Source organism: Gardnerella vaginalis (assembly GCF_040427915.1).
In the GTDB taxonomy this organism is placed as follows: domain Bacteria; phylum Actinomycetota; class Actinomycetes; order Actinomycetales; family Bifidobacteriaceae; genus Bifidobacterium; species Bifidobacterium vaginale_C.
The window spans coordinates 880,317-901,043 of record NZ_JBETXJ010000002.1 but is presented as its reverse complement, the minus strand read 5'-3'; the positions used below and the strand labels follow the sequence as shown (position 1 = coordinate 901,043).

The following is a 20,727-nucleotide window of genomic DNA, read 5'->3' as shown; positions in this document are numbered from 1 at the left end:
ATTATCTTCTGCTTTCTTTTGCAATATCAAGAATATATTTTGCCATTACACTCGCAGCATCACGAATGCCATATTTCCAAGATTTTTCACGCATTTGTTCAAGACGATTTGTATTGTCAATCAGTTCCAACACATTGTCACGAATCCAATCAACAGTAAAATCAGAATCGCTAACCATAATCGCTCCTCCTGCATCCACAACAGGCTGTGCGTTAAAACGCTGCTCACCATTACCAATCGGCAGCGGAACATAAATTGCAGGAAGACCAATAGCAGATATTTCTGCAACAGTACCAGCGCCAGACCTACAAATCACCAAATCTGCACAAGCAAAAGCCCAGTCGATCCTCTCCAAATATTCACAAATATGATAATCACCTAAACCTGCATGCTCTGGCTTAACGTCGTTTATTTGATTAAGACCAGCCACTCGCGCAACATTATCTTTAACTTCTTTAGACTTTCCAGAACCCGTAAGATGAACTATTTGAGCGCACTTAAGCAAATCGCCAGCAGCAACAGAAACAGAATCGTTCAAACTTTTAGCACCTAAAGACCCACCTGTAACAAGTACAATAGGTCTACTTGGGTCTAATCCAAGCTTTTTAGCACCTTCTACCCTGGCTAAATCAGAATCTTGTGTAATTTGTGCGCATAAATCAGATATCGCTTTTCTAAGAGGCAAACCGACTCGTAACGCTTTTGTACACGAACCTAATTTTGAGCATAAACCAGTGCCATCATAAACACAACCAATCATGTTAGCCCAACGCGCACCAAGTTTATTTGCCATTCCAGCACGAGCATTCTGCTCATGAATAACAATAGGCAGTCTCATGCTGTGAGCTTGCGAATAAACAGGAGCAGAAGCATAACCACCAAAACCAACAACAACATCAGCGCGTCTTTTTTTCAGTATTTCACGAACCTTATTCTTTTCACGAACCCATTTAAAAGGAAACTTAAACATGTATAAATTAGGTTTTCTAGGAAAAGGAACTTTCTCAATAACATCAAGCGGTAAACCAGCTTGTGGAACAAGAGTTTTTTCTAATCCAACATTAGTTCCAATAACACTAATTTTTACAGATTCATCTAAATCTTTTAATGCGCTAGCTACAGAAAGAAGAGGATTAACATGACCTGCTGTTCCGCCCCCTGCTAAAACAACATGCAAAGAATCTTCATCGACATTATCGACAGAGGAATCAGAGTTCACATCTTCCATATAAACCACCTACATTCAAGCTAGAGTGAATCTAAAATAAATTTAAATCAATCTAAAACCACTAATTATAATAATTTCTAACCTAATCTAAAACTTTAATCTAAGACTAAACAATTAGACAATAACCAGACTTTAACGTTTATTGTCATCCTCACTAGAAACTGACTTAATATTGCTATTAACACTAGGCTTAATATAAGGGTTACTTCTAATAAAACAGTCCGCAACACCAATACTCAACAAGCACATAACTAAAGACGAACCACCCGCAGAAATAAACGGCATAGGAACACCCATAACAGGAAGAACTTGAACCACAACCAATATGTTTATTAAACCCTGACCTACAATCCATGTAGCAATACTTATAAGAGATATCGAAACAAACTTACTATGAGATTGCAATGCGGAAGTTAACAAACACCATCCAATAACAATATAAAGAAGAATCACACAAGACGCTACAAAGAATCCCATTTCTTCGCCGATAATCGCAAAAATAAAATCATTATGAGCATAAGGTAGATAATTCCATTTTTCTCGAGAATTACCTATGCCAACACCCATAAGACCACCAGAAGCCATAGCGTATTGCGCATGAATAGCTTGGAAGCACACGCCTTTTATAGACTTAGCATCACAACCATGGATAGTCGCAAGAATACGCCTCATACGATTTTGACTAGTAACAACCAACAATAAAACAGCTGCAGACGCAGATACAAGAGCTACAACAAGCCACTTTGTAGGGAATCCTCCTATATAAAATGCGACTACGGCTATAAGAAGAATAATCAACGCAGTACCAAGATCTTTACCAGCAACAACAAGAAGCAATGAAACTCCAAGAGCCGCTACAGACGGAATGTATGCGCGCATTTGAACACGCTCATAAGCTTTTTTAGCCAATATAAGAGCCATAGGAAGCCAAATACATATAGCTAACTTGGTTATTTCTGCAGGCTGCATTGTAAAAGGACCTATCTTAATCCAGCTAGCATTACCATTAACCTCATGTCTAATTCCTGGCACAAAAGTCAAAAATTGCATAAAAACAGATATTGCGTAAATAACAATAATCTTACTTTTATAGAAATCGACTGGAAGACGAGAAAAAATCAAATAACCAATAAATCCAATAATGCAATAAATTAATTGACTTATTCCAGAACCCCAAGGACCTGCTCCATAAGTAATCATCGTCACTGAGGAACTTGAAAAAACCATAAATAAGCCGAAAACGGAAAGCATTGCAACAGATATTCTTAAACCATACAAACACCATAATGGGTTAAATATGCTACGAATACCAACGTATTGTTTAAAAGCATGACTGTTTTCATTAAAAGTTTCATACGCTCTTGACGATTTAGTAGAACGCTGTTTTTTACTAGAAGAAAACAATCGCAAAGGCTTTTTATTAGCATTGTTAGTATTAGATTTTTTGCTATTCACGTTCATGACTATTAACCCATCGCTCAGATTCTTTAGCAAAACGAGATCCGCGATCCGCATAAGACACAAACTGATCCATTGATGCACACGCTGGAGCCAGCAACACAACATCTCCTTGTTTTGCATAGCATCCAGCAGCATCAACTGCTGTAGAAATAACTTTTTGACCTAGAGAAGAATCTGGGCTAATAGTCTTATCGTTTTCCACTTTTTTAAGAACAGAATCATCCGCATAATCAAAAGACTCACAACCTGTTCCATCTGGAGAAACAATAGTTACTGGAATATCTTTTCCATTAGCATTAAGAGCCTCTATAATCGGTTTTTGATCTACACCAATCACAACAGCAGCCTTTATAATACTTCTATTATCTTTAACTAGATCTTCAAAACAACCGCCTTTTGCAAGCCCCCCAGCGATCCAAATTACAGATTTTTTACCAAAACTAGAAATAGATGCTGCTGCAGCGTGAGCGTTAGTAGCCTTTGAATCATCTACAAAACGAATCGAGTGTTCAGGAAGATTATCGTCAGCATTTAAAGTTGCAACAGTTTGAATCCTGTGACCTCCCGGAGCAAAATTACACAAAGCTTTTACAGCATTTTCAACATCTGGATTCAACCCTAATGTAAGAGCTAAAGCAGTCAAAGCATCTGCAAGAAGATGAGGATATACGCTTCCATCTGGTTCGCATAAATGCTTAAGATCCCTTAGCTCCACTAATTTAACTGGATCTCCAACTTTTCCGCCAGCAACACCACTCTTATCTACAATCCAACCATTTTCAATACCTATTTCTCCAGATTCTGGAGGTTCAAGTGTAAAGCCAATTTTCTTACAACCATCTTCTACTTGAGCGTTACTTGCAAGTTCACTTACTCTAGGATCCTGAGCATTATAAACAAGAGCCTTTTTAACCCCATTAAAAACTTTAGACTTGTCTTTTGCGTAAGCTTCAAGCCCACCGTGCCAATCTAAATGATCTGCAGCAATATTAGTAATAGCTGCACAATCCAATCTAATAGAATCAGTAAAATGAAGCTGGAAGGAGCTTAATTCTACACACAAAACATCATGTTCTGATTCCATAGCAGCGTGAGAAACCGATTTTCCAATATTTCCTACTGCAGGAGCATCAAAACCACAAGCAGTTAGCATTTCGGAAGTCATCTCTGTAGTGGAAGTTTTTCCATTCGTGCCAGTGATTCCAACCCAAGGTGCAGGATTATTGGTTTTATCTGAGTTTACACGAACAAGCCAAGCAAGCTCCACTTCACTAATAACTGGAATATTACGCTTCTGCGCTTCTAGAATAAAAGGTGTACGAGGATTAAAAACAGGAGATGTTACAACAGCATCTATATTATCCCAATCAATCTTGGAAAAATCGTGTACCTGAGCCTCTTCCTTACGCTCATCTGCAGTAATCGCTGTAGCACCAACGGATTTAAGCACTTCTACAGCACCAATGCCAGAAACACCAAGACCCGCCACAAGAACATTATTGAATGGGAACTTCTTGTGGAACGACAATTCCCTAAGCAAACAATCTTCTGCAACGCTGCTCATACTATTTAACCCTCACCAATTACCAAGTAGATACTCAATTACTAAGTCAATGCTAATCGTTAAGTCAGAACTAATCGTTAAGTCAGAACTAATCGTTAAATCAGTAACCCAGAATGACCAGCCCAATCCGCATAAAACATCATCAATGCAGACAGTACAAACATAAGCTCAATCATCCAAAAACGGACAACGACTTTACCTTCTGCCCAGCCAACAAGCTCAAAATGATGGTGTATAGGAGCCATTTTAAACACTCGCTTATGCGTAAGCTTAAAACATCCAACCTGAATTACATCACTACATGCTTCTATAACAAATAATCCGCCCAAAATAACAGCTAAGAACTCTGTATGAGTAGCTATAGAAAGAGCAGCAAAAAGACCACCTAATGCCAATGATCCCGTATCTCCCATAAATACCTGAGCAGGATTTGAGTTGTACCATAAGAATCCAAAGCAGGCAACAGCTGCGCAAACAGCAATAATAGTCAAATCAAGAGGGTCAGATACTGCGTACGAGAAACCAAAATGACCGCCACCTTTAACGTGGTAACTTTCCCAGAACGCAATCATAGCGTAACCAGCAAAAGCAATCATTGAAGAGCCAGAAGCTAAACCATCTAAACCATCTGTAAGATTTACAGCATTAGACCAAGCCGCCATCAAGAAGTTAACCCAAATAATAAAAACCACAATTCCTACGACTTGCCCAAACATTGAAAAATCAAGAAATGGTTTTTCAATAAAGCTCATACCAGCCTGAGCACTAGCAATACCAGACTGAGTTGGTAGCATTAGAGCCAAAAGCGCGTAAATGCTTGCAAAAATAATTTGACCAATCAGCTTTGCACGAACCGAAAGACCAAGATTCTGTTTTTTACGAACTTTTGCAAAGTCATCAATGAACCCAAGGAAACCCATAGAAAGCATTGCAAAAAGCACAAGAACCGCAGACCAGGATGGAGTACGCCCAACAGAGAAGTATCTGTAAAGAGCAGAAGCAGCCCAACCAACTACAACAGCAAGGTTTATAACAACGCCTCCCATTGTAGGAGTTCCACGTTTAACTAAATGAGATTGTGGACCGTCCTGACGAATGTACTGACCGTAATTTAAACGGTGTACTAAGCGGATTAAAAGCGGCGTACCGACAATAGTAACAATCAGCGATACCACGATTCCCACGATAAGCGCAATCACAGGTTAACCTCCGTATGTTCATTAAGACTCTCATTAAGTTTAGACCAGCGTTCAGCTAACACGCTCAAGCCTGAAGCATGAGACCCCTTCAATAACACAACACTACTCGAATGCGCGGCCACAAGGTTCCACACAACGTTATCCGCCTCAGTGCAATCATGAACAAAATATACGCCATTTTCAACATCAAGGCTCTTATTCTGCCAATTATCTTTAGCACCTTTATAAATGCAACCAGCTAGTTCATCTAATTTTTTATCAAACTTAGAACCAACAGCTATTAGCGCATCAATATTATGCTTTGCAACATATTCGCCTATTGATTCATGCATATTATTCTCATTAGAACCAAGCTCTAACATAGATCCAAGAACTGCTATTCTAAAAATATTATTCTTTTTACTTGTTAGATCTTCTTCAGCATTAACGTTTAAATCATGTAAGTCATGATTTTCATAAGAACACAATCCATCAATTCCAGCCTTCATGGAATCAGGGTTTGCATTGAATGAATCGTCAATAAGCGTAAAAACATTATTATTGTTAGAAATTTTAGAAAGCTGCATTCTATGCGGACTAATATGCGAAACTTCATGCAAAACTTTAGCAATACTCTCAAGATTCATTCCAAAATATCTTGCCACATTAGAAGCAGCCATTGCATTCATAACATTATGCTGTCCCTGTATAGCAAGATGGACTCTAACTGAGTTTTTAAACTTATCCTCATTCTTCTCATTAAGAACAAATTCTGCACAACCCATTTCATCTAATGAAATATCACTTGCAGACAATTGGTAATTGCCATTGTTAGATGCGTCAAAATCACCTTCCGTATTGGTGTTTTTACCAAACCAACGCAATTTATCTTGATCAGCTAAAGAACGCATTGCAGATACTCGAAAATCATCAGCATTTAAAATTGCTATTCCGTGTGCAACAAGACCTCTAACAATCTCACTTTTTGCCTGAGCAATTCTTTCTACAGAACCAAACTCACCTAAATGCGCAACACCCACCTTCAATACAACAGCTAAATCAGGAGGAGCTATTGTGGTCAGTTTTGCGATTTCGCCAACATGATTTGCTCCCATTTCTGCAATAAGGAATCTCGTGTTTTCATTTACTTGCAAAGATGTTAATGGCAAACCAATTTCATTATTAAAAGATCCAATTGGCGCAACAGTGTTACCGAGCGTTGAAAGAAGAGCCTTGAGCATATCTTTTGTAGTGGTTTTTCCTACTGAACCAGTTATGCCGATAATACTAAACGGTGTATTTAACGCGCGGCGACGCTCAAGATTGTGTTTTGCTAAAAGTCCAAGAGCTTCAACCGAATTTTTAACAACTATTTGAGCAATTTTACTATTATTAGACTCATCTAACTTTACAAAATGCTCCACTATTGCAATTTTTGCACCAAGTTCTGCAGCTTTTTGAACAAAATCATGACCATCAACACGATCGCCTGGTATTGCTACAAATATGGAAGAATCCACAACTTTACGAGAATCACTTGTTGCATAAATAACAACATCATTATCTGAAATAACAACATCATTATCTGTTATGCAAAATTTCTCAGAAGTAATACTATGGTTTTCTTTTACTAAACAACCACCTATAAAAAGTCTGCCATTAACCGCAGCAGCTACTTCTCTAACACTCATAGGCATCATACGCATATTATTGGTCGTTGTATTATTGCCCAAAGTCTTATTTTGCATCATAACCTCGTTATTTTCCCAACATTGGTTTCATTTGCTTTGCAACAAATCTATTAATCATCAACACGTTTCTGAACACTACTTTAATTAACACTACTTTAATTCATGAGACACTCGTAACGCGCTTTTAATAGTTCCTCTTCTAACTCCAGCTGCAAGAACCATCGCTATTGAAAGAGAAAGATGTTTGTGAACATCCTTGCCACCAATCTGATCTGCTAAAGCAGCTAACTCATCTGATTCACGGGAACGCATAACGCAATAAGATCTTTCATGACTTACAAACCCATAACGTTGTTGAAGAGTATAAAAACTTATTACTGGTCGCGCGGACTTCATACTTTCTTCATCTATAGCGGAATCATCATTTTGATTTTTGATAAAACTATTTTCGTAATGTTTATCAGATTTATTAGCAGAAGTTCTATAAGAAGAAATATCAGATACGCTATCGGATTCACTATGAGATTCACTATCGGAATTAAGTGATTCGACTTTTTGCTGCGATTTTGAATTCTGATTTAATGTAGTATCAGAATCATACTTCTTTTTATTATATGAATGATTATCTGCATTATCATCTGCATGACTTGCATGATTTGCATGACTATCAAATTTTGAAGTATTAGAGTAAGGATCAGAATAAGAAGAGTCGCTTGCATATAAGTCAAGGCTTCCAGCCATTGCTAAAGCATTATTGCTTTCAACTCCAAGGACATCAACGTTAACAGACTGCAATGCATCTTTACTAAGAGTTGCAGAATTTAATGCTATTACAACAGCTGCAGCGCCATCTTCTACACACACAGACAAGTTATGCTGTATATCAATTATTCCCATAGGATACTCTAAATCTAACTCTCTTTGAAGAGAGCTAGACCCAGCTGCACTAATAATACCAACTGGATTGCCGAGCATATGAAGAAAATCAGCCAAACGTATAACATTTGCGTAAATCTCATCATCACTATCTCCTGCAACTGCAAAAGTTGCTATAAAAGATGACGGATCGCAATTAACATCACAAGCTAGCTTACCGAGAGTTATTGGATTATTAGAAGATACCAGCAGAGGAATGCCTACACTCATTGCTTCAGATCTAAACTCTGGAGGAACCATTGCAGCATACGCTCCAGCATCTCTAGCAGCCTCTAATTGTCTCTTATCTACTCGAGATGAAGGAACAAAAAGACAACCTGTTTTAACACTTCTAACATCACAAGCTAATGATGTAATAGTCACACCAGATGCAAAGGAAGGAATTACCTCAAAACCATACTGTTCAGCAGCAAAACCAAGCGTCACTCTGGTTCTGGAAAATTCATCAACAGCATTCATACTCGCACTCGCCCTTATTTGTTGTATATCACCATTCTACAGCAATAGGGTTGCTACGAGGAGTAGAAACTGGAACATCATACTTTTGCATCAAGAATTCTCCAATTGCTTTCAAAAGAGGTGCTGCTGCAACAACGCCGAAAGTTCCCTGAGGATTACTTAATGCCACTGTAATAGCAAATCGTGGATTATCCACAGGAATGACTCCAGCACAATCTGCAACGATAGAACTTAATCCTCCACCGAATCCCGCTACTTCTGCAGTACCACTCTTAGCAGCAACACGGTATCCATTAATTGATATAAAGTTCTTGTAAGATTCCGCTGTGCTTTCCATAGCATTCAACATTTGCGATGCTACATGTTCATCCAAAACGCGAGTTGCCTGAGGTCTCTTGTGCTCTGAAACACGTCCATGAGGATCTATTACAGATTTGATTATTGACTGTTGGAGCCTTACACCCTTGTTCGCAATAGTCGCAATAGCATTAGTAATTTGCAAAGCGTTAGTGGCATAACCCTGACCAAACAAAACAGTGTTTTGCTTACGACCATCCCATGCTTGTACGCTTGGAAGAAGACCAGGAGATTCACCTTGTAAACCTAAACCAGTATATTGCCCAATTCCAAACTTAGACAAAAACTCATAACGCTTGTTATTAGGATATTTTTCGCCAGCTAAAATCATGCCAACATTAGAAGATTCCTTTAAAATTCCAGCTAATGTTAAACGTTCAATACCATGACTGTGAGAATCATGGAAAACCTGACCTTGTTTGTCTATTGTCCCTGGAACTGAGAATTTGTCGCTGAGTTGACGCGCACCAGATTGAACCATTCCAGCCATGGCAAACACTTTGCCTATAGAACCTGGCTCAAAGATCTGGCCAACCGCTTTAGAAACAGATGCTCTAGCAGCTGAAGAACCAGCTTTAATATCGTCAGTATCTTCTAACGCAAGAATCTCACCAGTGCGAATATCCTGAACAACAGCAATTCCCCATCCAGCTTTGTACTGCTTCATTCCGTCAAGAAGAACTTTTTTAACGTACCAATCTACATCGCTGTCAATGGTTAACTTTATGTCATTACCATTTACAGCATCTTTATATTCGCTAACAGTGCCAGGAATTTTCTCATTTCCAACATTGTTTCCCTGATACTTTTGATATCCATCTGTACCAGTTAAAACTTTATCTTGCGAAAGCTCTAATCCAGATTCACCTATTTCGCCTCTTCTACCCTTTGCCTCTGGTCTAGAGCTTTCTTCGGCATCTTTGACAGAACCAATTAGGGCACCCAAAATAGGACCACTTGAATACACTCGTTCACTACTGTTTTCTGCATAAACACAACCAGAAAGGTTGAGTTTGTCAATTGCACGCTTAACAGAAGGCTTCACATTCCTCTTGATAACTGCGTAACGACCCAATCCAGAAATCTTTCCGCCGATTTCAACAGAGCTCATATGAAGAATTGGAGCTAAAAGACGTGCCACCGCCACGGCACCAGTACCTTCAACATCCTTACCATTAATCGAATGACAATTACCAGCAGTTTGTTTTGTGCAAGGAGTAGGTTTAAACGCCTGCGCATTCATAGGATCAGCAATTATATTGTATCTTTCAACACTTTGAGCAAGAACTGAACCGTTTGTATCTAAAATACGACCTCTTCTAGCAAGAATTGGTTTTGTCCTAATACGTTCTGCTTGAGCCGCCTGAGCAGTAGAACGAGCATTAATAAGCTGTATAAAACTAAGTTTTACTATTGCACATGTTGCAACAAACGCAAAAATAATTGCAACAATTACGCACTTCTTTGCAAAAACTGTGCTATTCATCGCAGCAGTCTTATTAGCAGCAGACCGATTATAGGATCCGTAAGCCTCATAAGAATTCGCATTGTATGTGCTGGCCTTTTTAAACCTTGTAAATTGCGATTTTCTTTTAATCAGCTTCAGTAAGCTAAAAACGCGACTAATACCATCTTTTAGAGACTTACTGGTTTTTGAAAATCCACTGGAATTGCTTGTTCTATTAACTTTGTCTTTAATAGAATTAACAACTCCATTAACTTTGCCTGAATATTTGGCGAAACGTTGCTTGATTTGGCGGCTCATCAATGTTTCTCCTTATCCTTTGGTTTTTGCTGTTTAGATTGTTGTTTAGATTGTTGTGAATCATTCGTCTGCTGTTTGGGCTGCGACTTTTGACTCTTAGCATTATCCTGTGTCTGAGCTTTCTTAGCATCAAGCATTGCTTTTTCAGCTTTCTTTTTATTTGCATAATCGCTTAAATCAACGGTTATTGCACCTTGCTGCGGAACCATTCCCATCGTTTGCGCTTTTGCTGGAAGATCCGCCTCTAAAGTATCTAATTTTGTTTGAGCTGTTTCTACATCTTGACGAAGCCTAGAAATACTCGATTGTGTAGCAGCTTGTTCAAAAGATATTTCTGCCATTTTTGTGCGCAACAATAGAGATGTTGTAGGAGTGATTACTAAGAACAAAACAACAATAATCACATTAAAAAGAGGCGCTTTACGAGTATTGCTCCACTCTATAACCTTATGCAAGCGGTTCATTACTGTGTAAGATCTGCGGTCTGATGCGCTAAATACCAATGGAAGGGATTTTAGAACACGATTTTTCCTTGAATCTCCAACAACTTTTTCTTTTACACGACCTGCAGGAGCTGCTGTTGCAGTAACAGTAGACAATCCAGGAGCACGGTTTTTTAATGGCTTAATCATTAGAACCTACCCCCTTTTTTATGTGCAAATCGTATAGTCGAAGAATTAGATGATTCTTCAATACCTTTAGAAATAGATTCAAATTCCTTAATCCAACGTTCTGGAATATCTCGAATCAGTTCCACTGCACGCAAGCGAACAGACGAAGACCTAGTATTATTTGCTATTTCTTCCTTAGATGCTTTTACAGCTCCTCTAGTTAGCGACTTAAAGAAAGGCTGTGCATCTGCTGGAATAATAGGCATATTCGCTGGAACATCTACTTCTAAGCCATTGTTCATGAATCTTTTAACCGCAATATCTTCTAGCGAATGATAAGATTCAACAACAATCCTGCCACCTTGATTTAAACGCAGAGCCAACTTTGGTAGTGTCCTAGCAAGCTTGTCTAATTCTCCATTAACCTCAATGCGAAGAGCTTGGAAAACTCTCTTAGCTGGGTTTCCTGGAGCACGATGAGAACGAGGAATGACGTTATCAACTAATTCAACCAGCTGACCAGATGTGGTAATCGGAGTCTCTTCACGAACTTGAACAATTTTGCGAGCTATTGGACCAGAAAAACGCTCTTGACCATATTCTCGGAAAATATTCGCAAGCTTATGCGAATCATAAGTCGCGAGAATAGTCGCAGCTGTTATGCTTTGTGTAGTGTCCATTCTCATATCTAATGCAGTGTTGTGAGAATATGAGAATCCTCTATCTTCTTCGTCTATTTGCAAGCTAGAAAGTCCCAAATCCATAAATGCTGCATCAATATGGTAGATTGCTAAATCTTCAAGAACTTTGTCGACTTCATCAAATGCTGCATGTACTGGAATAAAACGTTCGTCTAATCCTTCTTCACGCATTCTTTTCGTAGCTAGCTCAAGAGCTTCGCCATCTCTGTCTATGCCTACAAGCGTTGCAAGAGGAGCCGCTTTAAGAAAAGCTGTTGCATGACCAGCAAGACCCAGCGTGCAATCCACAACAACAGAATTCTTGTGGTTTAACGCTGGAGATACTAGATTTACACAATCGTCGAGCAATACTGGTGCGTGTATTGTAGATAAGTCCTTCATCGGATCACCTTTCATTGGATCACCGCCGGAAGAACATCATCTGCAATATCTGCATAATCTTGCTCACGATCTGCAAGGTATTCGTTCCAAGCAGACTTATTCCATATTTCTGCGCGAGTGCCAACACCAATTACAACAATCTCGTCTCCAAGATTTGCGTAATCTCTTAACATTGGTGGAACTACTATGCGTCCCTGCTTATCTGGTTCTTGATCTACAGCGCCAGAAAGAAACACTCGCAAATAGTCTCTTGCAGACTTATTGCTCATAGATGTGCGCTGAATCTGCGTTGTAATACGTTGAAACTCTTGCATTGGCAGTACGTATACGCAACGTTCCTGACCGCGCGCCATAACAAAACCATTCCCTAATTGAGATCTAAATTTCGCTGGTAAAGCTACACGACCTTTTCCATCAATTTTTGGAGCATATGTACCAAGAAGAATTGGGGTTTGATTCTGTTGCTGATTCTGATTGCTTATGCCATTACCACGAGAATCTTCATTATTCGGTAAAGGAGTGGAATTAAAAGCCGAATATGGAGCCTGGCTAATGGGTTGCGCAAAAGGAATCTGCTGCATTGGCGGAATCTGCTGTGGCTGATACATCTGTGGCATCACATAATAAGGCTGAGCGTACGCTTGAGGATTTTGCATTGGCATATGCATTTCCTGAGCATTAGCTTGAGCAATATTTTGTGAATCACTGTCAGAGAGATTTTGAGCATGCATAAAGGAGGAATTGGCTTTATTCTGCGCATTATCATCCGCATTATTACGAGCCATAACTCCACCTCCTTTTCAACATGCAATATGCCACTTGCACATCGTTCACCATTTTACCCCATTCCTCACCAAAAATCCCCACTTTTTATAAAAAAATAATATTTTTTTTCATAAAAGTGCCACTTTATGCATTCGTCGCAAAAACTTTCTTAGAAAATACCGTGTATAAGCCTCGAGATATACTTAAACGCCTAGTTTTTAGCTCAACATTTAAGAAGAACGGACACAAATGTCTACGTACTCCTCACAACTTAGCGAAGAACAACAAGCAGTTGATTGCGCTTACGGACGCTTAGATGACTTGCGCTCTACGGTTCGTACAAGACTTGACGCTGTACGAGCTGCAGGATCACACGGTTCGCCTACTCAGCGCACCGAACGTGATTCATTTGCAACAATGTATGAGGATCGGTTAACTCAACTTAGAGCCGTAGAAGACAGGCTTGTGTTTGGAAGACTTGACGATCGCGAAGGAACAAGACACTACATAGGTAGGATTGGTCTACTCAGTGAAAATCACGATCCTATTCTTACAGATTGGCGAGCAGAAGCTGCGCGACCATTCTATGAGGCGACGCCACGTCACCATGGAAACATCGTTATGCGTAGGCATATAACTCTTAAATTCCGCGAGGTTGTTGGAGTTGAAGACGAGATTCTTGATATTCATGCAGACGAGGTAAACAAGGCTTCTAAGCAGGGAACTCTAACAGGCGAAGGTGCTTTACTAGCTTCACTAGGTTCTCGTAGAACTGGAAAAATGACGGATATTGTTGCAACTATTCAAGCTGAACAAGACCGCATTATTCGCGCTCCTCTTGACCATACTATTGTTGTACAAGGTGGACCTGGTACTGGCAAAACCGCTGTAGCATTGCACAGGGCAGCATATCTTCTTTATACACATCGTAGAAAACTTGAAAAATCAGGCGTTCTGATTGTAGGACCAAGCTCGGCATTCTTAAGATATATAGATCAAGTTTTGCCTTCTTTGGGTGAAACTGGTGTTGTAAGTAGAACAATTTCTGATTTGATCCCAAATGTTCATGCTGTTGCAGAAGATACTCCACATGCGGCAAAGCTTAAGGGAATGTATCGCATGAAAAACGTTATTCAGAACGCTGTTTGTGCAAGAATACGTGTTCCTAAAGATTTACCAACGCTACGCATAAACGGGTTTGCTGTGCAACTCAAAAAAGAGGATATTGAGCTTGCACAATCAGATGCTCAACGAACACACCAACCTCATAATCAGGCTCGCAAAACTTTCGTAAAGTCAGTTATAAGTTCACTTAGAAATAGATACCTAGAACAGTTAGATTACACTCCTTCGCAGTCTGAAATATCCGATATTACATCGCAGCTTCGTATGGAAGAGAAACTTAAGATTACTCTGAATCTTGCTTGGCTCCCTATGACTGCCACGTGGCTTATTGACCAGCTGTTTTCTAAACCTGAACAACTTCGCATATATGCTCCTTGGTTAAGTGAAGACGATATTTGTGTATTAACTAGACCAAAAGGTAGTCCTCTAACTCGCTCTGATATACCGCTTCTTGATGAGGCTATGGAGCTTCTAGGTGCAGATCCAAAAGTTGAGGCACAAAATGCTGCAAATGCTCGCAAAAAGCTCGAGGAGCAGCAATACGCTTCTGAAACACTTGCTCAAAATGGCATTGGAAATGGAATCGTTACCGCAGATATGCTCATAGAGAACATTCAAGGTGACGATACAAGCATGGTAGCCAATCTTGCTGCGTCAGATAGAGAGTGGACTTATGGTCATGTGGTTGTAGATGAAGCTCAAGAGCTTACAGCAATGGATTGGCGAATGCTAATCCGCCGCTGCCCTTCTAGATCATTTACAATCGTTGGTGATGTTGCTCAAACATCCGCTTTAGGTGGAACGCATCATTGGCAAAAGAATATGAGCTCACTGTTTGGAGACGCAAACTGGGATCTTTACGAGTTGACCATTAATTATCGTAACCCTAAAGAAGTTTCAGATGCTGCAGGAAAAGTGGCAAACAACTCTGGATTGTACATTTCCACAGTTAATGCTGTACGATCTGTTCCTGATTCTCTTGTTACCCATACACTTAAGCATCAAGATGAACTAGATAGAACACTTTCAAAATATTGCATTGATTTGTTTAAAGAATTCGTATCAGAAGATGGAAGTGGTCGCGTAGCGATAATAGTTCCTAATGAACTATTAGACCATACTGATAAAATCGTTAAAGATACTCTTCGTAAAAATCTTTCCGATAAAGAATACAATCGTATACTTCAACAGAATTCAGACGATAGTCAGATTAGCGTTTGCACGCCTGAAGACGTTAAAGGATTAGAATACGATGCCGTAATTCTGATGCAACCTTCTAAAATAGAACAAGAGGCAGCATCTATGCTTACAGCAGCAGCAAATCTGTACGTTGCTATGACAAGACCAACACAGCGATTAGTCATCTTGCGCACACAAGATGATGCTGATTTTTCAAAATAAACATAAAAACACTAAACCCGAATAACCTAGTACATTGTTTGACCTATTGAAATATATGGGTCAAACAAGAAGGGTTATTGCTTACTCTTTTTAAGATCCTCAATGGCTTGTTCAAAATCTTTCAAGCCAGCGAAGTTCTGATATACACTAGCAAAACGAAGATAAGCTACTTCATCCAGTTCTCGCAATGGTTTCAATATTGCTTTTCCAACTTCTTCAGATGTAACCTGCGCTAATCCGCGAGCACGCAAATCAGCTTCAACTTCCATTCCCAACGTCTTTAAAGCTTCAGAGTCTATAGGTCTACCCTGGCAAGCTTTTCCTACACCAGCAACCACCTTTGCTCGGTCGAATGGCTCAATTGAACCAGATCGTTTCATAACGAGCAACTGAGTAGTTTCAACTGTCGTAAAGCGGTTGCCACACATCTGGCATTCACGTCTGCGACGAATCGAATATCCATCTTCACTAATTCGCGTATCGATAACCTTAGTATCGGAATTCTTACAAAAAGGACAATGCATACATCTAGCATACTAAAAATTATTAAAATATGTTATATATGCTTTAATATTTGTTATATAAATAAATCGATTTTTTCATATTTTTGTCCATATTCTTGATAAATTTTACCAATAAATACCTGAATTGATGGATATAAAACCATATCTGCAACTACTCGTACCCTTGTTTCATATATCGACGAAGCCATAAATACAACATTGTTATAATCTTCATCATACGAGTCACATTCGCAAGTCCAATCCATATAAACCTCCATATTTTAACTATCGAATAAAATTATCTACATTGATTAATCGTCTATAAACGGCACTTTTATAGACTGACCTATTTCTAAATCTGCTGAATCTAAATTATTAATTTGCATGAGATAATCTACAGAATCAGAAATATTACCGTCTTTGTTTGTTATAGTTTTTGCATAACTCCATAAAGTATCTCCAGGACGAACAGTGTATGTTACAAAAGATTTTGACACTGCAGAAACTGCTGGCTTTGGAGTAAAAATAATCCACGCAAAACACACTAAAGCAACAAAAACAATAAATCTAATAAAAGATTTACTATGCTTATTTCGCTTTAAACAGGTTTTATCTACGCAAGTACCGTTGTTCGCAAACTGACTATATAAAGCACCAGTTGCTTTTGATCTCTTATACATAATTACCCTTTCTCACAAATTTAAATCAATATAAATCCGTATGAACATTTGTTCTATCGAACAGGTGTATCAATCTTGACACATCTGTTCTAAAGATGCAACGGCGTGTCGAACATATGTTTGATTTTTTTGCGAGTTTGTCATAGAATAAAATCATCGAAAGGAGACCCCATGAATATCAACACAAACGAGATTAGTGATTCCGCGGCGCACAACACAGAACCGCTAACAGATCGTCAGCGCAAAATCATGGATGCCATACAAAATTGCCTTGAAGAACATGGATTTCCTCCATCATTTAGAGAAATAGGCGAAGCTGTAGGCTTAAGAAGTCCTTCTTCCGTAAAACATCAATTGCGAGCCTTAGAAATGAAAGGACTAATAAGAATAAGCGCCAATAAAGGGCGTGCCATTGAGGTTATTGGAGATTTCTTAAAGAAAAATAAGGAGAAAGCTCATACACTGATTACAAAATCAGCAGTAGACGTGAGCATATACAACAACGACTCATTGATTCACTCACACGATGTACCACTTGTTGGGAGAATTGCAGCTGGAACACCTATAACAGCAGAGCAACACGTTGAAGATGTTATGAGATTGCCAGAAAGACTTACTGGAAGCGGAAATCTATTTATGCTAGAAGTGCATGGAGATTCAATGATCGATGCAGCAATCTGCGATGGAGATTACGTTGTTGTACGAGAACAAAATGAAGCAACAAATGGAGATATAGTTGCCGCACTGCTAGATAATGAGGCTACTGTAAAAACGTTTAGAAAAGACAATGGTCACGTCTGGCTTATGCCACACAATCCAGCGTATTCACCTATTGATGGATCACATGCAAAAATAATGGGTAAAGTTGTTACTATCTTAAGAAAAATTTAACGTTTTAAGCAGAACTAGAACTAAATTTCTAGCAAACGCAAAACATTACAAATACTCTCTCAATATGTAAAACAAACAATAAAAAAAAATCGCTGTGATTAGCAGCTATAAGAGCTTTAAAATCACAGCGATTAAAAAATGAACTTTCCTGTCACATAAAATTTATTATGCAAGAGGATGAGAATCCTTGATAGTTACAGAAATCTCACGACCATTTGGAGCAGAATAGCTAACAGTATCACCTGCTTTAGCACCCATTATTGCAGCACCAATTGGAGATTCTGGACTAATAACATCGTAATCTGTAGCAACAGCAATATCGCGAGATCCAAGTACATAAGTCATTTCTCGGCCAGCAAGCTCCAAAGTTACAAGAGAACCATTTCCAACACTGCCAGCTTCTGGAGCCTCGAGAATCTTAGCATTACGAAGCTTAACAATAAGCTCGTTAATACGACCCTCATTCTTGCCCTGCTCCTCACGAGCAGCCTGATAACCGCCATTTTCAGACAAATCACCCTCAGCTCGTGCAGCAGCAATACGTTCAGTAATTTCATCACGATACTCGCCTTCGCGATGAGCCAATTCTTCCTTGAGCTTATCGTAAGCTTCCTTAGTCAACAAAATCGTTTTTTCTTCAGCCATTTTGTAATCTCCTTAATAAAGAACAAAGAATAAAACAGCAAATTAAAAATCAATCACACGCAATATTCATCGCGTAGAAATAATATCGATCACAAACACAAGAGTGTCTGAACCACCAATTCCAGCCTGAGGAACTCCACGAGAACCATAACCATACTCAGGCGGAATAGAAACAAGAAGCCTAGAGCCAACATTATGACCTGGAACAGTACGATCCCACCCCTGAATCACCTGACCAACACCAATGCCAAAACTTGCTGGCCTATGACGATCAAAGCTAGAATCAAACGGCTTATCCGCGCCCCAAACAACACCATGATAATTAACAGTCACAGTATCTCCAGCGCGAACTAAAGGACCATTACCTTCTACTAACTCAACAACCTTAAGCCCCGCTGGCGGCTCAGACGCTGGGAACGTCACCGTTGGCGTAGTACCAAATTCCGCAACTACTTCTGGCATATCCTGTGCCATATTGCCCTCCTTTATAACCTTTTCCAATCCCTTACAGCCATATGTAAATGCTTAAAACATTTGCAAAAATCAACTAATGTTTAATAGCATTATCCAAAAACTTCGAACATTATATTCGAACATTATAACAGTTCTGTAATCTTATAGCGTGATTTAGATTAGCACTCAACCGCTACCTATGCCAATAATATAAAGTTAAATCCTAAGTTAAATCCTAATCTAATCCAAAATTTAATTTAGGATTCAATCTAAAATTCAATCTAACATTCAACAACGTTTACGGCGAGTCCACCTTTAGATGTTTCCCTGTACTTAGACATCATATCTTGACCAGTTTCCTTCATTGTTTTAATCGCATTATCAAGGCTAACAATATGCGAACCATCACCTAGCAGAGCAATTCTTACAGCATTAATCGCCGTATTAGCAGCCATAGCATTGCGCTCAATGCAAGGAATCTGTACCAAACCGCCAACAGGATCACAAGTCAAACCAAGATGATGCTCAATACCAATTTCCGCAGCATTTTCAACCTGTTCAGGAGTGCCGCCAAGCACCTCACATAATCCAGCAGCAGCCATAGAACACGCAGAACCAACTTCTCCCTGGCATCCAACTTCTGCACCAGAAATCGAAGCATTACGTTTAAACAGGTATCCAACAGCGCCAGAAGCAAGAAGGAATCTTACAATTCCATCTTCACTAGCACTATCTACAAACCGCCAATAATATTGTAAAACAGCTGGAATAATTCCGGCAGAACCATTAGTAGGAGCCGTAACAATACGACCACCACCAGCATTCTCCTCACTAACAGCAAGTGCAAAAAGATTAACCCACGCAGAATCGGAGCTTTCTAAAACTGAATCAGACCTGCGATGATTCTGACGAAGCATATCTGAATTAGCGGCAAGACGCGCATACATATTGGGAGCACGCCTAGGAACATCAAGTCCTCCAGGGAGAATCTCCTGTTTAGAATTACAACCATTTTCCACACACTTGCTCATAACCTTCCACACATGTAGCAAATAGGAGCGAACGTAATGCGCATCTCCCTCATGCAAAGCAAGCTCATTTTGCCAAACAATATCACTTATATTCTTATGCTCTTTTTTGCAAATTGAAATAAGCTCTTTACAAGTCGAGAAAGGATAAGGAACAGTTGAATCATTGGAAGAATTTACGGAAGAATCGCCAGCCGCCGTAGAATCGCTATTTACAGAATCATTTGTCGAGTCAGACTTAGAATCATCAACATTATTCGCATCATCTAAAACGCGATCATGCAACCCAACCATTGCATCATTCGCGTTACCTTTGCGAATAAAACCACCCCCAATTGAATACCAAACTTGCTCGTCAACAGTATCACCTTGAGAATCGAAAGCCACAAACCTCATGCCATTAGGGTGTGCAACCATGCGCTTCCACTTTTCAAAAATCACGTCTGAATCGTAATCAAATTCAATAGTATGACTATGAGCAAGAGTCAAAGTACCAGTTTTCTTACAATATTCACGAATAGTCATCATGTGTTCTGTATCAACATCGTCAGGTAAATTACCCTCCAAGCCAGCAACAGAAGCACGATCCGTGCCATGACCCAAACCTGTAAGAGACAAAGAACCGTACAATGTAACATGAACTCGCGCAACACTATTAAGCTTTCCGCTTTCCTTCAGCGAGGTAACAAAAGCGTTCGCAGCGCGCATAGGACCAACAGTGTGAGAAGAACTAGGTCCTACACCAATCGAAAACATTTCTAAAATACTGAACACATATACATTGTAAGCATAATTTCAAAGGCACGACACGCAGCGATTCGATATACGTTGCATACAACATAAAAATAAAATGCACACAAAGCCCAAAAACCAACTAAAGTTGATAAAAGTTGATAAAAGTTAA

At 39.3% G+C, this 20,727-nt stretch carries 18 protein-coding genes; 2 read left to right on the top strand and 16 right to left on the bottom strand.

Features of this window, described 5'->3' with window-relative positions; genetic code table 11:
• Position 1: 1 nt before the first annotated feature.
• The 10 genes from ABVC65_RS03640 to mraZ all read right to left on the bottom strand — a co-directional run bounded on the left by ABVC65_RS03640 (position 2) and on the right by mraZ (position 13,117).
• Positions 2 to 1,228, bottom strand: coding sequence for a UDP-N-acetylglucosamine--N-acetylmuramyl-(pentapeptide) pyrophosphoryl-undecaprenol N-acetylglucosamine transferase (locus tag ABVC65_RS03640; RefSeq protein ID WP_353582620.1), 1,227 nt, complete (start codon positions 1,226 to 1,228; stop codon positions 2 to 4).
• A gap of 132 nt (positions 1,229 to 1,360) precedes the next feature.
• Complete coding sequence (locus ABVC65_RS03635; RefSeq protein ID WP_353582619.1) at positions 1,361 to 2,689, bottom strand: FtsW/RodA/SpoVE family cell cycle protein; 1,329 nt, start codon at positions 2,687 to 2,689, stop codon at positions 1,361 to 1,363.
• A complete protein-coding gene (gene murD, locus ABVC65_RS03630; protein ID WP_353582618.1) occupies positions 2,676 to 4,253 on the bottom strand; it encodes a UDP-N-acetylmuramoyl-L-alanine--D-glutamate ligase in 1,578 nt (525 codons plus the stop codon). The genes ABVC65_RS03635 and murD overlap by 14 nt, the downstream gene beginning before the upstream one ends.
• Positions 4,254 to 4,348: 95 nt before the next feature.
• Positions 4,349 to 5,452 (bottom strand): phospho-N-acetylmuramoyl-pentapeptide-transferase, encoded by a 1,104-nt coding sequence (mraY, locus tag ABVC65_RS03625; RefSeq protein ID WP_004112289.1) that lies wholly within the window; start codon positions 5,450 to 5,452, stop codon positions 4,349 to 4,351.
• Positions 5,449 to 7,179, bottom strand: a complete 1,731-nt coding sequence (locus ABVC65_RS03620; RefSeq protein ID WP_353582921.1) for a UDP-N-acetylmuramoyl-tripeptide--D-alanyl-D-alanine ligase — start codon at positions 7,177 to 7,179, stop codon at positions 5,449 to 5,451. The genes mraY and ABVC65_RS03620 overlap by 4 nt, the downstream gene beginning before the upstream one ends.
• Positions 7,180 to 7,272: 93 nt before the next feature.
• Positions 7,273 to 8,517, bottom strand: coding sequence for a UDP-N-acetylmuramyl peptide synthase (locus tag ABVC65_RS03615; RefSeq protein WP_353582617.1), 1,245 nt, complete (start codon positions 8,515 to 8,517; stop codon positions 7,273 to 7,275).
• Positions 8,518 to 8,545: 28 nt separating this feature from the next.
• A complete protein-coding gene (locus tag ABVC65_RS03610; protein WP_353582616.1) occupies positions 8,546 to 10,639 on the bottom strand; it encodes a peptidoglycan D,D-transpeptidase FtsI family protein in 2,094 nt (697 codons plus the stop codon).
• On the bottom strand, positions 10,639 to 11,271 hold the full coding sequence (locus ABVC65_RS03605) for a hypothetical protein (RefSeq protein WP_353582615.1): 633 nt from the start codon (positions 11,269 to 11,271) through the stop codon (positions 10,639 to 10,641). The genes ABVC65_RS03610 and ABVC65_RS03605 overlap by 1 nt, the downstream gene beginning before the upstream one ends.
• Positions 11,271 to 12,332, bottom strand: coding sequence for a 16S rRNA (cytosine(1402)-N(4))-methyltransferase RsmH (gene rsmH, locus ABVC65_RS03600; protein ID WP_353582920.1), 1,062 nt, complete (start codon positions 12,330 to 12,332; stop codon positions 11,271 to 11,273). Before rsmH ends, ABVC65_RS03605 begins: the two co-directional genes overlap by 1 nt.
• Positions 12,333 to 12,343: 11 nt before the next feature.
• Positions 12,344 to 13,117 carry a division/cell wall cluster transcriptional repressor MraZ gene (gene mraZ / locus ABVC65_RS03595; protein WP_004122312.1) on the bottom strand — a complete coding sequence of 258 codons (774 nt, stop codon included), beginning with the start codon at positions 13,115 to 13,117 and terminating at the stop codon, positions 12,344 to 12,346.
• A 229-nt stretch (positions 13,118 to 13,346) separates the two neighbouring features.
• On the opposite strand from mraZ, the gene ABVC65_RS03590 reads away from it, so the two are divergent.
• The gene (locus tag ABVC65_RS03590; protein WP_101887886.1) at positions 13,347 to 15,623 is read left to right on the top strand and encodes a HelD family protein; all 2,277 of its coding nucleotides are present in this window, start codon (positions 13,347 to 13,349) and stop codon (positions 15,621 to 15,623) included.
• Between the two features lie 74 nt (positions 15,624 to 15,697).
• On the opposite strand, the gene nrdR is transcribed toward ABVC65_RS03590, so the two are convergent.
• From nrdR to ABVC65_RS03575, 3 genes are read right to left on the bottom strand one after another with little or no spacing between them, the layout of a single operon-like run.
• Complete coding sequence (gene nrdR, locus ABVC65_RS03585; RefSeq protein WP_004116911.1) at positions 15,698 to 16,147, bottom strand: transcriptional regulator NrdR; 450 nt, start codon at positions 16,145 to 16,147, stop codon at positions 15,698 to 15,700.
• A gap of 53 nt (positions 16,148 to 16,200) precedes the next feature.
• Positions 16,201 to 16,392 (bottom strand): hypothetical protein, encoded by a 192-nt coding sequence (locus ABVC65_RS03580; protein WP_004122321.1) that lies wholly within the window; start codon positions 16,390 to 16,392, stop codon positions 16,201 to 16,203.
• Between the two features lie 45 nt (positions 16,393 to 16,437).
• Positions 16,438 to 16,806: a LysM peptidoglycan-binding domain-containing protein gene (locus tag ABVC65_RS03575; protein ID WP_016821296.1), complete on the bottom strand. Its 369-nt coding sequence runs from the start codon at positions 16,804 to 16,806 to the stop codon at positions 16,438 to 16,440.
• Positions 16,807 to 16,977: 171 nt separating this feature from the next.
• Between ABVC65_RS03575 and lexA the strand changes: the two genes are divergently transcribed.
• A complete protein-coding gene (gene lexA / locus ABVC65_RS03570; protein ID WP_004112267.1) occupies positions 16,978 to 17,697 on the top strand; it encodes a transcriptional repressor LexA in 720 nt (239 codons plus the stop codon).
• A 165-nt stretch (positions 17,698 to 17,862) separates the two neighbouring features.
• Here the strand turns inward: lexA and ABVC65_RS03565 are convergent, their stop codons facing one another.
• From ABVC65_RS03565 to ABVC65_RS03555, 3 genes are all read right to left on the bottom strand, one after another.
• The gene (locus ABVC65_RS03565) at positions 17,863 to 18,342 is read right to left on the bottom strand and encodes a GreA/GreB family elongation factor (RefSeq protein ID WP_004112265.1); all 480 of its coding nucleotides are present in this window, start codon (positions 18,340 to 18,342) and stop codon (positions 17,863 to 17,865) included.
• Between the two features lie 66 nt (positions 18,343 to 18,408).
• On the bottom strand, positions 18,409 to 18,816 hold the full coding sequence (locus ABVC65_RS03560) for an FKBP-type peptidyl-prolyl cis-trans isomerase (RefSeq protein WP_004112263.1): 408 nt from the start codon (positions 18,814 to 18,816) through the stop codon (positions 18,409 to 18,411).
• Positions 18,817 to 19,076: 260 nt separating this feature from the next.
• A complete protein-coding gene (locus tag ABVC65_RS03555) occupies positions 19,077 to 20,579 on the bottom strand; it encodes an L-serine ammonia-lyase (protein ID WP_353582919.1) in 1,503 nt (500 codons plus the stop codon).
• Positions 20,580 to 20,727: the final 148 nt, after the last annotated feature.